We start from the raw sequence: 15,636 nt of genomic DNA, 5'->3' as shown, positions 1-15,636 counted from the left end.
TGTGTCACAGAGAACTCCGGCATCTCGATCTAGGATAAAGGTGAGGTACGACATGTCGTGTTGTCGCCGTGGATATTGACTAGGTTTGGGATGTTTGCGCCTCGCGAGGCGGTGAGGCTGGCGGATTGGGAGTCCTGAGATCCGGCTCATATCTAGATAGTTGAGTGGAATAGACTCAACCTTGGGATCGTTGTTCTCGGTGTACCCCGGGAGCTGTGCCACAGCACCCGTGAGAACCAAAGGCATGACGAAGGAGCGCCGTGGAATTTCAATTCACCACTAAGTCTCAGGAAGCGGTCGCGGCCGCCGCAGAACGCGCCGAACAATCCAGGAACCCCCAGGTTCTCGCATTGCACCTTCTGGGCGCACTGCTAGATCAACGCGACGGCATCGCATACGCGCTTTTGAAACACCTCGGCGCCGACATCGACCACCTGCGCCAGCAGGTCATGCGCAAACTGTATGCCCTACCGAGCGTCAGCGGAACCGGTGCCCCCGAGCATCCAACATTCGCTGGCACCGGCTACGACGCACTTGACTACGCCCGCCAGGAAGCCGTCGAGAACCACCAGACCTACATCTCAACCGAGCACCTGCTCGTCGGTATTTCACAGGGCAAAGACGACGCCGCCAAACTGCTCAGGCAGGTAGGTGCCACCACTAAAGCATTGCGAGAGGCGATTCCCGCGATCCGAGGAGAACAGTCCATGAACACACAAAACCCAGAGGGCACCCTGAACAGCCTCGAAAAGTTCGGTGTTGACCTCACCGCTGCCGCCCGCGAAGGCAAACTTGACCCCGTTATTGGCCGTGACGCTGAAATTCGCCGGGTTGTCCAGGTGCTATCTCGGCGCACGAAGAACAACCCGGTGCTGATCGGTGAACCCGGTGTCGGGAAAACCGCAGTCGTAGAAGGCCTTGCGCAGCGGATCGTGGAAGGAGACGTACCCGATTCCCTGAAAGGGAAATCCCTCGTATCCCTCGACCTGGGCTCGATGGTGGCCGGCTCTAAATATCGCGGCGAATTTGAAGAGCGCATGAAAGCAGTGCTCGACGAAATTCGCAATTCAGACGGCCAGGTCATCACCTTTATCGACGAGCTGCACACCGTCGTCGGAGCAGGCGGAGGCTCCGAGGGTGCCATGGACGCGGGGAACATGCTCAAGCCGATGCTGGCCCGCGGTGAACTGCGGATGGTGGGTGCAACCACACTCGATGAATACCGCGAACGAATCGAAAAAGATCCGGCCCTGGAACGCCGCTTCCAGCAGGTCTTCGTCGGCGAACCGAGTGTTGAAGACACCGTGACCATATTGCGCGGGCTCAAAGACAAATACGAAGCCCACCACAAAGTCTCCATCACCGATGCGGCTTTAGTCGCTGCTGCCACCCTGTCAGACCGGTACATCACCGGGCGCCAGCTACCGGACAAAGCGATTGACCTCGTCGACGAAGCAGCCTCCCGGCAACGGATGGAATTGGACTCCAGCCCCGTGGAACTCGACATGCTGCGGCGCATGGTAGACCGCCTGCGGATGGAAGAAATGGCTCTTAAGGGAACTGATGATCCCGGGAGCGAAGCGCAGCTGGAATCTGTGCGGCGGCAACTCGCCGACAAGAAAGAAAAGGCTGACGCACTATCCGCCCGATGGGAGCGCGAAAAAGCGGGATTAAACCAGGTCGGTGAACTCAAAGCCAGACTCGAGAACCTGAGGATGCAAGCCGATAGGGCTCAGCGTGAAGGCGATCTAACCACCGCCTCGAAGATCCTCTACGGCGATATTCCGCAGCTTAAAAAAGAGCTGGAAAACGCCGAAGAACGCGAGGAAAAAGAAGACCTCGCAGAGCGGCCGCTGGTAGCCGAAAAAGTTGGACCGGACGATATCGCGGAAGTTGTCTCGTCGTGGACCGGAATTCCTGCCGGGCGGCTACTGCAGTCAGAGACCCAGAAGCTACTAGACATGGAAACCATCATCGGTGCCCGGCTGATTGGGCAGCAGCGCGCCGTAGCCGAAGTGGCCGACGCGGTGCGCCGCGCACGCGCTGGAATATCTGATCCGAATCGTCCCACCGGTTCATTCCTCTTCCTCGGCCCGACCGGAGTCGGCAAAACCGAGCTTGCAAAAGCACTGGCCGAATTCCTCTTCGACGATGAACGCGCCATGGTGCGTATCGACATGTCTGAATACGGGGAGAAGCACAGTGTGGCTCGGCTCGTCGGTGCCCCTCCGGGATATGTCGGCTACGAAGAGGGCGGCCAGCTCACCGAATCTGTGCGTCGTCGGCCCTACTCGGTTGTGCTCATGGACGAGGTAGAAAAAGCCCACCCGGATGTTTTCGACATCCTATTGCAGGTGCTCGATGATGGCCGGCTAACCGACGGGCAGGGTCGCACCGTGGACTTCCGCAATACGATCCTGATTCTCACCTCGAATCTCGGGTCGCATGCGCTACAGGATTCGACTCTGAGCGAAAGCGCTAAACACGAGGCCGTGATGGGAATCGTCCGCTCGGCGTTCAAACCGGAGTTCCTCAACCGGTTGGATGACATCGTCATGTTTGACTCGCTCACCCAGAGCGAACTCGGCAAGATCGTCACCCTCCAGGTTAAAGACGTGGCCAAGCGCCTGAAGGACCGCCGGATCAGCCTCGACGTGTCTGACGCCGCAACCGCCTGGCTGGCTGAAAAGGGCTTCGACCCGGCCTACGGTGCGCGCCCATTGCGCAGGCTGGTGCAAAAGGAGATCGGCGACAACCTCGCCCGGCTGATTTTGGAAGGGAAGGTTCGCGACGGGCAGACGGTGCAGGTTGACCTTGCGGCCGACCACGACGGCCTGACTGTTGTGGCAACCGACGCAGATGCACCGGATCACAAGGCAGACGCCGCCGGTGATCACGGTGAATCGTCCAGCAGGTCATGATCTGAGCACGAGATCGGCTCGCGACTCGGCTAAGCTCCCCAGAGGCCGGTGCGTCTGGGGAGCTTAGCGAGGCTGCCATCCGCCCCGCCCGCATCCTCTGTTCCGGGTCCGACTGGTGGGCATGAGCCATCGCCTCCCGGTGAGCGTCGTAGTGTGTGCGACACTCATTCCCTCGGAGGTACCGATGTCCCTTATCCCCGGACCCGATTCCGTCAGCACACGAGACAAGATCAATGGCGATGCCAATCAGTCGCTCAGCCGTACAGTTCAGCCGCACAGTGACCCGCCTGAACGTGCCGCTCGGCCACCGCGCCAATCAGCGGTTAAAACTATTCTCGGAACGGGCGTAGGGAACGCGCTCGAATGGTACGACTGGAACGTTTACGCGACCTTCGCGGTGTTCTTCTCAACGCAGGTGTTCAACCACGGTGATAAAACCTCGGCGTTTCTATCCACCATGGCGATTTTCGCGGTTGGTTTCGTAGCGCGCCCCTTCGGGGGTGTGGTGTTCGGCTGGTTAGGTGACCGAGTCGGACGCAAACATGCTCTGACCATGGCGGTGGTGTGCGCCTCCTTGGGGTCGCTGCTGATTGCACTGTGCCCCACTTACGACCAAGTCGGCTGGTTCTCGTCCGCGTTACTGCTGGTCGCTAGGCTGATACAGGGACTTGCTCACGGTGGGGAGCTGCCGTCTGCGCAAACCTATTTAGCAGAGCATGCTCCCCGTGAGCGACGCGGTTTGTGGGCGTCTTCCATTTATGTCACCGGAACGATCGGTCTTCTGGCCGGTATCGCACTCGGTTTGCTCTTGGAGACCTCGCTGACCACAGAACAGATGAATGCCTGGGGTTGGCGTATTCCGTTCGCAGTCGGTGCGGTGCTGGGTCTGATCGCCCTGTGGATTCGCTCCTCTATGGATGAATCCGAAGTCTTTGAACAGGAAAAAGCTAAAACCGGTCCGCGCGAAAACGTCTATATATCGGTGGCTCGGAACTGGCGCGTTGCCCTCCAGGTCATCGGTATGACCGCTGGTTTGACGGTCGCCTATTACGTATGGTCGGTCACAATGCCCGCGCTAGCGCAAGAGAGTTTCGGGTATTCAGCCCGGGACGCTTTTGTTGCCTCCTTCATCGGCAATATCGCGCTGATTATTGCCCTGCCGTTCTGGGGTGCGCTCTCGGACCGTATAGGACGCAAGCCCTCGATCTTGATTGCGCTGCTCGGCAGCGCGGTGGCCTACGTGCCATTGGTGACGCTGCTTCAGGGCGGTCATTTGTGGCAGCTGATTGTCGCGATCTGTATCCAGCTGATGCTGCTCGCAGGGTTCCTCAGCCACGCTCCAGCGACCTATGCGGAAATGTTCCCGACCGGGCAGCGGGCATCGGGTTTCGGAATTCCGTACGCCATTTCCATTGCTCTCTTCGGTGGCACCGCCGGCTATTTGCTACCGGCTCTGGGAACCACGGCATTTGTGGGGTATTCGATTGCCCTGCTCTTAATTTCCTCGGCGACAGTGCTAACCCTGCCTGAAACAAAGGGCAAGGATCTAGGGGAGAGCCCCGAGGCCTAATACGCAGCTGGGGCGCGCAGTGTGATAAACACTGCGCGCCCCAGCCCACCATTGGTGGCTTTACGCGATGATCAGATCACGATACTTACGAGCTTCGGTGCGCGCACGATCACTTTGCGCACGGGTGCACCGTTGAGGATATCGATGACTTTTTGATCGGCAAGAACCAGAGCCTCCAGGTCTGCTTCGCTGATCTCCGGGGACACGTCGAGCCGGTGACGAACCTTCCCCTTGATCTGGACCACGCAAGTCACAGCCTCGCGCACCAGATATTCCGGATCAGCAACCGGATAGGGAGCACGAACCAAAGACTGCTTATGCCCGAGACGCTGCCACAGTTCCTCGCACATATGCGGGGCGAGCGGAGCCGTCATCAACACCAGCGGTTCCACCGCTTCTCGCGGAATACGCGTTCCGTTGCCGCTCAGCTTCGTCAGATAGTTGACCAGCTCGATGAGCTTAGCGACGACGGTGTTAAAGCGCATGCCGTCCATATCGCAGCGAACACCGTCGATGGTACGGTGAACAGCCTGCCTGGTCGCTTTATCGGCCTCCTCCTCGGAGACAATCACTTCACCGGTTTCTTCATCAATCACGAGCCGCCACAGGCGCTGCAGGAATCGCTGGGAGCCGACCACGGCGCGCGTTTCCCACGGGCGGGACATATCCAACGGCCCCATGCTCATTTCGTACACGCGGAAGGTATCGGCACCGTAATCCGCATAAATTTGGTCAGGCGCCACCATGTTCTTCAGCGACTTGCCCATTTTGCCGTACTCGCGCTGGACCTCTTCTCCGTTCCAGGTGAAGCGGCCATCGGAGCTCTCAACCACCTCCTCAGCGGGAACATACACGCCCCGGGCATCCGTGTAGGCGTACGCCTGTACATAACCCTGGTTAAACAGCTGCTGGAATGGCTCCTGGCTCGACAAATGCCCAAGGTCGAACAGGACCTTGTGCCAAAAGCGTGCATACAGCAGGTGAAGCACGGCATGTTCCACGCCGCCGACGTACAAATCCACGCCGCCGACATCGCCGTCATGCCGCGGACCCATCCAATACTTTTCGTTGGCGGGTTCGACGATGCAGTCGGCGTTCGTGGGGTCAATGTATCGAATCTCGTACCACGACGAGCCTGCCCAGTTGGGCATCGTGTTGGTCTCGCGCCGGTAGCGGCGAGGGCCTTTGCCGAGATCCAATGTCACCTCGGCCCAGTCGGTTGCGCGGGAGAGCGGAGTGACCGGAACGGAATCTGCGTCCTCCGGATCAAAGGTCTGCGGGGAGAAGTCGTCCACTTCCGGCAGAGTCAACGGCAGCTGATCAGCGGGTAGAGCAATCGGGACGTCTGGGTCGTCCAGGTCATAGACAATCGGGAAGGGTTCGCCCCAATACCGCTGCCGCGAGAACAGCCAGTCTCGAAGCCGGAACGTGGTCCGGGCACGTCCGAAACCGCGCTCCTGCGCATAGTCGGTGGCGCGAGCCTTCGCTTCATCTTTTGACAGGCCATTCAAATCTAGGTCGTCGTTGGCGGAATTGATCTTTTCGCCGTCACCCGTGTAGGCGCCGCCCTCAAAGTCAGCCGGAGGCTGCACCGTACGGATCACGTCGAGGTCATACGCCTCAGCGAAGGCGTAGTCGCGTTCGTCCTCAGCGGGAACCGCCATGATCGCCCCAGTCCCGTAACCGGTGAGCACATAGTCGGCAGTAAAGACGGGCAGATGGCGACCGTCCATCGGATTAATTGCGAACAAGCCGGTAAACACACCGGTTTTTGCTTTGTCATCGGTGGTGCGTTCGTCGTCGTCCTTTGCCGCAGCCTGCGCCTGGTAGGCCGCGACCGCCTCGCGAGGACTGGATGCGCCGCCGGTCCACCTATCCCGACACTCGGCCGGCCACTGCTTAGGCAACGTCGCCGGGTCAGCCAGCAACGGATGCTCGGGCGCGAGGACGCAGAACGTGGCGCCGAACAGGGTGTCGATACGAGTGGTGAACACGTCAAAGTGTGCGCGGGCCTGGGCTTGAACGCGAGGAGAGCTCTGCTCTGCTTTCTCCTCCGTGTCAGCGATCTCAAACGTCACCTCGGCCCCGTGGCTGCGACCAATCCAATGCCGCTGCATAGACTTAATGGCGTCCGGCCAGTTGACCTTCTCTAGATCATCAATTAAGCGGTCAGCGTAGGCGGTGATCCGCATATTCCACTGTCGCAGGGTCGAGCGGAATACCGGGAAGTTGCCGCGCTCCGAGCGTCCTTCGGCGGTGACCTCTTCATTAGCCAGCACGGTTCCAAGGCCCGGGCACCAGTTCACCGGCGTGTCAGAGATGTATGCCAATCGGAAACAGTCCACCAATTCGCGCATGTGATGCGGTTCGTACTGCACCAGGAAGTCAAACGGGGTGTTCTTCGCTGGATCCCAGTGTTCCTCGGCGGGTTTACGACCCCGCCAGTACTTAGGCAGCTCGATGCCGAGACGATCCGCAAGCGCCCACGGGTCGATATCGCGGTCCTGAATTGCGCCTTTGAGCTCAGAAATCGGACGCGCTTTACCCGTGCCGCCGTCCTCGCGCACTGCGTCCGGGTCGTACCAGGAGTTGAAGATCTGCAAAAAGATCCACTGGGTCCACTTCACATAGTCGTCGTCAATGGTGGCGAAGGAACGACGCAGGTCGTGGGACTGTCCGAGGCGCCGCAGCTGTTTGCGGATGGTCTCAATGTTTTGTTCCGTGCTGACTCTGGGGTGGGTTCCGGTCTGCACCGCGTACTGTTCAGCGGGCAAACCAAACGCGTCATAGCCCATGGTGTAGAGCACGTTTTTGCCGAGCATTCGGTGGTATCGCGCGACGACATCGGTCGCAATGTAACCCAGGGGGTGGCCCACGTGCATGCCCCGACCCGAAGGATAGGGGAACATGTCCATAATAAACATTTTATCGCCAGGGATGGCGGACCCATCGGACGGGGCGAGATCACCCACGGGGTTCGGAGCCTCGAAGGCACCGGTGCGGGCCCACACCTCCTGCCAGTGCTCTTCGATGGTGCCCGCTGTCTCAGCGGTGTAGCGGTGAGATACCTCGGTCATGTTTTTCCTCGTCCTCAGGCGCCGGCGGGCTCCATGCGTGCCGCGCATCGGCAATTCAACTCGGGTGGGTCCTTAACTGGCGGCGAGTGTTATCGCACAAAGAGACCCCTGTGTGAACAGGGGTCGGCCGCGCCGATGCCCGCAACTGACCGTGGGTCGCGCTCTGCCGACTGAGCGTCGCCGGTGTCAATAACGAACATCAACCACCGGCAGCTGACGGCGAGGCGAACGGGACGGGCTTTGTTCGACGCGGCTACGGAAGGAGTCGCAGCATGGCCATGCACCCAGTGTACGCATCACCGGGAGGGATCAGAGCGTGAGGATCAGCGCATACGGACACCTGCGGACGGGGTGGTTTAGCTAAGGAGTGTCGATGTGCGACGCATCAACGGAAGCCATTACAGGGGGGCGCTCACAAGACGCCTTAGGCGGCGGCTCGGTGGCGCCACGGAAGGATGAGGGTGGATGCGATGAGTAGTATCGCCCCGATCAAGAGTGCGCTGCGGATACCGAGGATCGAGGCGAGTATGCCGCCGAGCAGCGCGAAGATGGGAGCGGCGCCGCGTGAGCCGAGGGTAAATGCGGTGGTGACCCGCGCGAGATAGGCGTCGGGGGTGGCGTCCAGACGCACCGCCGAATACACGGGGCGAAAGACCCCCGCCGCCGTAAGGAGCAGTGAATTCGCCACAATATAGATGAGGACGCCGATGAGGCCGGTGGGAGTAAAAGCGATGGCAACAACCGGCAACCCGCGCAGAACCGAGCTAGTGATCAAAGTGGGTATCTGCCCGTGCCGGCTCGCATACCGTGAGGCGATCCAGGAACCGATGACTCCGCCGAGGCTGGGAAGCGCTAACGCGAGACCATATTGCCACGCCGGAAGGTGAAGATCGCGCAGCAGTAGCACCAGTTCTAGCGGGCTGAGCCAGGCGATCATGCCAGCAAAGAGTGTCGAGTTGATAAAGAGTGCCCGCAAAATGGGGTGTCGGAATATTTCTGTGAATCCGGCTCCAGCCTCTGCGAAGAAGTGGTGTGTGGGTGTGCGGGGTGGCGTGGACTCCGGTTTTTGTATGCGTGATACGCCTAGAGCGGACAGCAGCAGGCCGATAGCTTGCAATGCGAGGGTGGCGGTTGCCCCGAGGACTTGGACCACTGCTCCACCCGCTGCTGGACCGACCATGTTGAAAACCCAGAAGGTGGATTCAAGCTTGCCGATGGCATGGGTGCGGTCTCGGGATGGAACGAGGTCTTTGAGATGGGCGGTGGATGCACCGCTGAACAGGATGGCGCCCAGTGAGGTCACGGATGCAACCACGAGGAGGTGGGTGAATGTCAACAGTCCAAAACCCGAGGCGATGGGAACCGACATCAGCAAAATGGCACGCGATATGTCCATTGCGATCATCGTCGGACGTTTACGCCGTCTATCGACGCTAGGGCCCAGGGGGAGAGCGCACAAGGCTCCGACGATTCCCGACACCGCAGTGATCAACGAGATCATCAGAGTAGATGCATCCAAGATACGCACCGCAATTAAAGGGATCGCTCCCATGGCAATGGCGGTCGCGGCGTCGGAGGCTGCGCGGGCAAACCATAGACGGGTGAAGTCAGGGGACCGGGTGTAGTCGGATGTGCGAGGCGGATCGATCACGGTGGCGGATGGTGACGGCATTCGCATCCCTCCGAATGACACATCTCTGCAGATGAATGATCCCGTTGACACAGAGAAATCCCTTTTAACGGGAGGTCAACCCTAACGATGGAGGCTCTCATGAACGATTCGGCACGCCGACGGGACGTGAAATAGGTACATCGTTGTGATGGGTCTGTGATGGCGGTGTCATGGCGGCACTCAACCTCCACGTGAAAATTTTTTTATGGCGCACCTTGTCGGTGAGCTCTCGGGTAGCGGGCGTACTGTCAGGGACATGGAGAACCGGACCGATGCCCGTTCAGTCCGTCCGGTGACGGGTGGCCGCCACCAGTCGGGCAAAGCCATGCCTAAATGTCCGCTGCGTCCAGGAGACCCGTGCTCCCTCTGTGTACCGGGTGCGACCGGTCCACAAGACTGTCCCACCGTGCGCCTGGTGATGGACGATCCCGAATTGCGGGCGATGCTGCAGGAAAAGCTTGCCGCATCCCGTGCGCGTCAGGCGTAGTCGGTGGCGCATCGTTCCCATCTTGTGCCGCGCTAGGGACTCAATAGGCAGGCATCAACCCGCGCTGTGTGATGAACTTCTGGGATGGATGATTCACAGCGCACGGATGCACATAACCGACCGGATTCCGAAGGACCGGGATATGCCGCCACCGGATCGGCGGGAAGCTTCGCATCCCTGTCCGACTATGTGGCCTTGCGCCGGCACAACGGCCTTAGGCTATCGCCCGATGGCACCCGACTGATCGCGGTGGTGAGCGAGCTCGGGGAGAAGAAGAACAGTTACGTGTCTTCCCTGTGGGAATTGCCGACGGGACGGCCCGGTTCGGTCGATGCCCCGGTCCGGCTGACCCGAGGTCGTGAGGGAGAGAGCCTGATTGGGTTCACTCCCGAAGGTGACATTCTCTTTACCGGAAAACGCGCGGACAACGACGACGAAGGGAAAACGACCCTCTACCTTCTACCTCGCAGCGGTGGGGAAGCGTTCCCGGTGCTCACCCGCGATGGTTCCATTGAGCATCTGCTTCCAGCTCGCACGGGCGGACGCATGTTCTTTATCGCTCCGTCCTCCCCGCGGGCGCTCGCGGCCTCAGACGACGAGGACTTCGCTAAAGATCGTCGGGAGACCAAAACCTCCGCGATTTTGCATGAAGGGTTCCCGGTTCGGGCCTGGGATGAAGACCTCGGCCCCGCCGTGCCACAGGTGTTCTTCGCTGATCCTCGCGATGCTGCCCATCCGGACGCCCAGCTGTCGCTGCATCGGGTGACGGCTCTGGAGCAAGACCAACAGCTCAGCGAATTCGCGGTGAATTCCGACGGGACCCTACTTGTGGCGCAGGTGTCCCGGACCGTCCGCGGGGTTCAGCGGCGGTCAGAGATTCTCGCGGTGGATGTCAATAGCGGAATGAGCGCGATTCTGGCGAGTGAGGAAGGGTATGACCTCATCGCGCCGGTCATCACCCCGGATGATCGGCGGGCAGTTCTGCTTCGTCAAACCATCGCCTCGGTAGACCGCCCGCTTGCGGTGGGATTGAGCGTGGTGGATCTCGACTCGGGCCAGCTGCGATCACTGGATCTGCATACGCCCGACGGAGAACCGTTCACTGATTGGCCCGAGCAGCTGGTCCCCACCGCCGACTCCCGGGGAGTGCTGCTGACCGCTGATCGGCTCGGATACGGCGCTATTTACTACTGCGACCTCGACAGCGGCGTGGTGTATCTGCTCACCGACGATAAGTTCATGTTCACGTCGATCAGTCTCGACGAGGCCAGCGGTGACGTCCATGCCCTCGCCAATGCGATTGATCGCGCGCCCTTCCCGGTGGTGTTGCGCGGTGCTGCGGCCTCGGGGAGGCCCCGGCAGGCTATCCAAGCGGAGGCCACCCCGACGCCGATCGAACCCGTCCAGGTGCCCGGGCAGCTGACCGAGATCACCACCACGGCAGAAGACGGCACGCCGCTGCGCGCCTGGCTGTGTCTACCCGATGGCGTCAGCCCGCAATCCCCGGCCCCATTCCTGCTGTGGGTTCACGGTGGCCCGATGGGGTCGTGGAATGGATGGAGCTGGCGCTGGAATCCGTGGACGGCAACTGCCCGCGGCTACGCTGTGCTGCTTCCCGATCCGGCGATCTCCACCGGGTACGGTCAGGCCATGATCGACCGCGGCTGGGGCCAGCTCGGTGGCACCCCGTTTGATGACATCATGCGCCTGACCCGGGTCGCCCTGGACCGTGAGGACATTGACGACACGCGCAAGGCCGCGATGGGCGGATCCTACGGCGGCTATATGGCGAACTGGATCGCCGGGCATACGGGCACGTTCTTTAACTGCGTGATCACCCATGCCTCACTGTGGGCACTGGATCAGATGCGGGCGACGACGGACTGTGCAGACTTCTGGTCGGCGAACCTCTCTGACCAGCACAATGAGCTGTTCAGCCCGCACCTGTTCGCCTCAAACATTGAGGTGCCGATGTTGGTGATCCACGGGGATAAGGACTATCGGGTCCCGATTGGTGAAGGCCTGCGCCTGTGGTACGACCTGCTGAGCCACGAAAATGCGGGTCCGGGGGAAAGCAGGCACAAGTTCCTGTACTTCCCCGACGAAAACCATTGGGTTCTCAGCCCGAATAATTCAGCGGTCTGGTACGAGACGGTGTTCGCGTTCCTCGCCCAGCATGTGCTCGGCGAGCCGTGGCAGCGGCCCCGGCTGCTTGGCTGACCTCACGCTGCATTCCAGTCGCAATATCAGCGACTGGAATGCAGCGTGGGATCGCCCGGAGGGGCTTCAGCGGGATCATGCCCAATCCCAGTGATGCGATTGTCCGCGTCCACATGGACCACGGTAGGACGGTGCCGATGTGCTTCCTCATCGGTGAAGAGACCGTACGCGATCAGAATCACCACATCGCCCACACCCACCAGGTGGGCTGCCGGGCCGTTAATGCAGATCTGACCGGAGCCGGCTGGGCCGTTAATCGCATAGGTCACCAGCCGGCTTCCGTTGGTGACATCGACAATTGTGACCTGTTCGTTTTCCAGAATCCCCGCGGCAGCCAGCAGGTCTGAATCCACCGTGACGGACCCGACGTAGTGCAGGTCGGCCTGGGTCACGGTGGCGCGGTGGATCTTTGAAGTCATGAGAGTACGCATCATCACGGCACATTGTTCCACGCGGGTTAGGCGGTGATCCACGGCAGCCGACGTGATTCCCGCGGCGTTGAGCGTCCGCGTTGGCGCCGGGCCGGACAGGTATGCGAGAAGATAGAAGGACACCCCGGGATGCCTGACCGCTCGCGGGGCCACTGACTGTCCCCGTTTCGAGGAGAATTCCATGCCCAAGGCCCGTCGCCGTGCGAGACACCACAGCGCGAAATTTGAGGACATGGCGCTGCCGCAGGAGGCTCTGGATGTCCTCGCCCGGCAGGGGTTAACCCACGCGTTCGAGATTCAAGAGGCGATCCTTCCAGACGCTCTGGCTGGACGCGACGTCCTTGCGCGTGCCGAAACTGGTTCGGGTAAAACTCTTGCCTTCACCCTCGCCATGTGCGCGAGGTTCCGAGGCCGCAGCTCGCACCGCCACCGCCCGCTCGGCGTGGTGTTGGTGCCGACCCGTGAACTCGCCTCACAGGTGGTGGACACCATTCACCCGTTCGCCCGGGCCTGCGGAATTAAGGCCCAGCTGGTGGCCGGTGGGATGAACCTCGATAAGCAGGCTGAGGCTTTGCGCGCCGGATGTGAAATCATTGTGGCTACGCCCGGGCGGCTGGTTGACCTGGCTGAGCGCAATGCGCTCATGTTGGACCGGGTCGAGACGACCGTCATTGACGAAGCAGATCACATGACCGAGCTCGGATTTTTCCCGGTGCTGGTGGAGATCTTGCAGCACATCCCGATGGGCACCCAGAAAATGCTGTTCTCCGCGACATTGGATGACGCCGCGGATGAACTCGTGGATCGTTTTTTAGTGGACCCCATCACACACGAAATGGTGCCGGTTGCCGCGGCGGTACAAACCATGCGGCACTATGCGTTTGCCATCGACCCGAAGCGGAAACGACAGGTCACGGCTCAGATTGCGGCCCGTTCGGGGCGGACGCTTCTGTTCACCCGGACTCAGTTGGGAGCAGAGCGGGTTGCTCAGGAATTGTGTGAAGTGGGGATCGCGGCCGCTGCTCTGCACGGCAGCAAACAGCAGGGGCTACGCACCAATGTGCTGGCGGGATTCCGGCAGGGTGGGCATGACGGGGGATACGACGTGCTGGTCGCTACCGATGTGGCGGCCCGCGGGCTGCATATTGACGACGTGTCTTTAGTGCTTCATGTCGATCCAGCTACCGACATTAAGGAATACGTCCACAGGTCTGGTCGCACTGCCAGGGCGGGTGCGCAGGGAATGGTTGCCACCTTGGTGCTTCCGCATCAGGTCGAGCCCATGCGCAAAGTTCTCGCTGGGGCGAAGGTCGAACCCGAATGGGTGGATGAGGTGACCGAGCAGCATGAGTCCTTGAGTGAGGTCGGCGCTCGGACCCCGTCAGGTCAGCCGGTAGACGATCCGGCGCTCACGAAGTACAAAGGTGCGCCGCGCAAACTGGATCTGTCGCGCAAGAAGGGGGCGAATGCGCGCATTGCTGACGAGCGGCGAATGAATGAACAGCTGCGCGCCGCCTGGGACGAGCAGGCCGCCGACCAGCCTAAAACGTCTCGATCGGGCCGTGGCGGTGGTCAAAGCGCTACTCGTGGCGGTGCACGTACCAGCGCACGCGGCGCATCAGGACGCACTCGGAATCAAGGGAACGCGGCGCAGCACAAAGGGGGGGCGTGCAGCGTCAAGGACATGCCGGGACCTCCCGGCGCGGATCTGGCGGATCGTCGCGAGGCTCCCGCCGCAACCTGGGACGGGGTAAAGGATGAGCGTTAGCCTATTTGACCTATTTAAGATCGGTATTGGTCCGTCGTCGTCGCACACGGTGGGCCCCATGCGTGCGGCCTCCACATTTGCTACGGATATTCTCGCCGACCCGCGCCTAGGACCGCAGGTTAGCGACGTTGTGGTGCATCTGTACGGCTCGCTCGCAGCCACGGGCAAAGGGCACGGCACCCTAGATGCAGTGGTCCTCGGGCTCGAGGGTGCCGACCCGGAGACGATTGATCCCGCAGCTGGCAGAGATCGCATCGCCACCATTGAAGCCGATGGTGGGGCGATGCTCGCTGGGAAAGTGCCGATTACTACCCGGCCATCCAACCTGGTGCTGCACCCCCTGACCGTGTTGCCTGCACATCCGAACGGAATGCGCTTTATCGCGCTGGACTCCAAGGGCCAGGAGCTTCAGGTGCGAACCATGTACTCCATTGGCGGCGGGTTCGTCGTGGATGAGGCGGATTCGGCGCTCAGCGTGGCCCAGGTGGTCGCCGAAGATAACGGTCTGGCAGTGTTCACCACCGCGGGTGAGCTGCTGCGGGTGTGTGCCGAAGAGGGTATTTCAATTTCGGAAGCCATGCTTCGCCGGGAACGGCAGTGGCGCAGCGATGAAGAGATCAGAGCGGGTGCCCTGCGCATCTGGCACACCATGAAAGCGTGCATCGACCAGGGCACCAGCAGCCGTGGAATATTGCCCGGGGGTCTCGGGGTGGAACGACGCGCCAGCGCATGGTACGACTCGCTCAGCATCGAGGATCCGGCGCGCTTGCCCATGAATGCTTTTGAGTGGGTGTCACTGGCTGCGCTGGCTGTCAATGAAGAAAATGCGGCGGGTGGCCGGGTGGTGACCGCTCCCACCAACGGTGCAGCGGGTGTGATTCCCGCGGTGATGCATTTTGCGACCACCTATGTCGACGGGATTGATCCCGACGAGGCGGCGGTGCGTTTCTTGCTCACGGCCGGTGCGATTGGCTCCCTGTACAAAGAACGTGCGTCTATTTCGGGTGCGGAGGTCGGTTGTCAGGGTGAAGTCGGTTCGGCGTGTTCGATGGCTGCGGCGGGATTGTGTGAAGTGATGGGCGGCAAGCCGGCGCAGGTGGAGAACGCCGCTGAAATTGCGATGGAACACAATCTGGGACTTACCTGTGATCCGGTGGGTGGTCTGGTGCAGATTCCGTGCATTGAACGCAATGCGATGGCGGCGGTCAAAGCGATTACGGCGGCCCGGTTTGCTTTGCGCGGCACCGGGGAACACCATGTGTCGCTCGACACCGTGATTGAGACGATGCGTCAAACCGGTAAGGATATGAACGAGCGCTACAAGGAAACCGCCATGGGCGGGCTCGCGGTCACCGTGCTCCCCGTGAATGTCGTGGAGTGCTAAACGCGGCGGGGTGTTAAACCGCTGCTATTTCTCATAGCGTCTACAGCTCACGACTCCACGATCACAAGGCATCGCATAGTGACGACAAACCACCCGCCCATGCTCG

At 60.9% G+C, this 15,636-nt stretch carries 9 protein-coding genes; 6 read left to right on the top strand and 3 right to left on the bottom strand.

The window, feature by feature from the left end; all coding sequences use genetic code 11:
- The first annotated feature begins 260 nt into the window (after positions 1-260).
- Complete coding sequence (gene clpB / locus BN1724_RS04580; protein WP_058234416.1) at positions 261-2,921, top strand: ATP-dependent chaperone ClpB; 2,661 nt, start codon at positions 261-263, stop codon at positions 2,919-2,921.
- 121 nt (positions 2,922-3,042) lie between these two features.
- Positions 3,043-4,491, top strand: coding sequence for an MFS transporter (locus BN1724_RS04575; RefSeq protein ID WP_231928152.1), 1,449 nt, complete (start codon positions 3,043-3,045; stop codon positions 4,489-4,491).
- 71 nt (positions 4,492-4,562) lie between these two features.
- Here the strand turns inward: BN1724_RS04575 and leuS are convergent, their stop codons facing one another.
- Positions 4,563-7,568: a leucine--tRNA ligase gene (leuS, locus tag BN1724_RS04570; protein WP_058234415.1), complete on the bottom strand. Its 3,006-nt coding sequence runs from the start codon at positions 7,566-7,568 to the stop codon at positions 4,563-4,565.
- Between the two features lie 424 nt (positions 7,569-7,992).
- A complete protein-coding gene (locus BN1724_RS04565; RefSeq protein ID WP_172797074.1) occupies positions 7,993-9,240 on the bottom strand; it encodes an MFS transporter in 1,248 nt (415 codons plus the stop codon).
- Positions 9,241-9,496: 256 nt separating this feature from the next.
- On the opposite strand from BN1724_RS04565, the gene BN1724_RS04560 reads away from it, so the two are divergent.
- The gene (locus BN1724_RS04560; RefSeq protein WP_058234414.1) at positions 9,497-9,727 is read left to right on the top strand and encodes a DUF6767 domain-containing protein; all 231 of its coding nucleotides are present in this window, start codon (positions 9,497-9,499) and stop codon (positions 9,725-9,727) included.
- A gap of 84 nt (positions 9,728-9,811) precedes the next feature.
- Positions 9,812-11,947, top strand: coding sequence for a S9 family peptidase (locus BN1724_RS04555; RefSeq protein WP_058234413.1), 2,136 nt, complete (start codon positions 9,812-9,814; stop codon positions 11,945-11,947).
- Between the two features lie 26 nt (positions 11,948-11,973).
- On the opposite strand, the gene panD is transcribed toward BN1724_RS04555, so the two are convergent.
- Positions 11,974-12,381, bottom strand: coding sequence for an aspartate 1-decarboxylase (gene panD / locus BN1724_RS04550; RefSeq protein WP_058235758.1), 408 nt, complete (start codon positions 12,379-12,381; stop codon positions 11,974-11,976).
- 178 nt (positions 12,382-12,559) lie between these two features.
- On the opposite strand from panD, the gene BN1724_RS04545 reads away from it, so the two are divergent.
- Both BN1724_RS04545 and BN1724_RS04540 read left to right on the top strand, forming a co-directional pair.
- A complete protein-coding gene (locus tag BN1724_RS04545) occupies positions 12,560-14,146 on the top strand; it encodes a DEAD/DEAH box helicase (protein WP_231928151.1) in 1,587 nt (528 codons plus the stop codon).
- Complete coding sequence (locus BN1724_RS04540; RefSeq protein ID WP_058234412.1) at positions 14,136-15,530, top strand: L-serine ammonia-lyase; 1,395 nt, start codon at positions 14,136-14,138, stop codon at positions 15,528-15,530. The genes BN1724_RS04545 and BN1724_RS04540 overlap by 11 nt, the downstream gene beginning before the upstream one ends.
- Positions 15,531-15,636 lie beyond the last annotated feature (106 nt).

Origin of the sequence: Devriesea agamarum (genome assembly GCF_900070355.1) — a bacterium.
Lineage (GTDB): Bacteria > Actinomycetota > Actinomycetes > Actinomycetales > Dermabacteraceae > Devriesea > Devriesea agamarum.
Note: the sequence above shows the minus strand (reverse complement) of the source record. Positions and strands in the feature narration are given on the sequence as shown.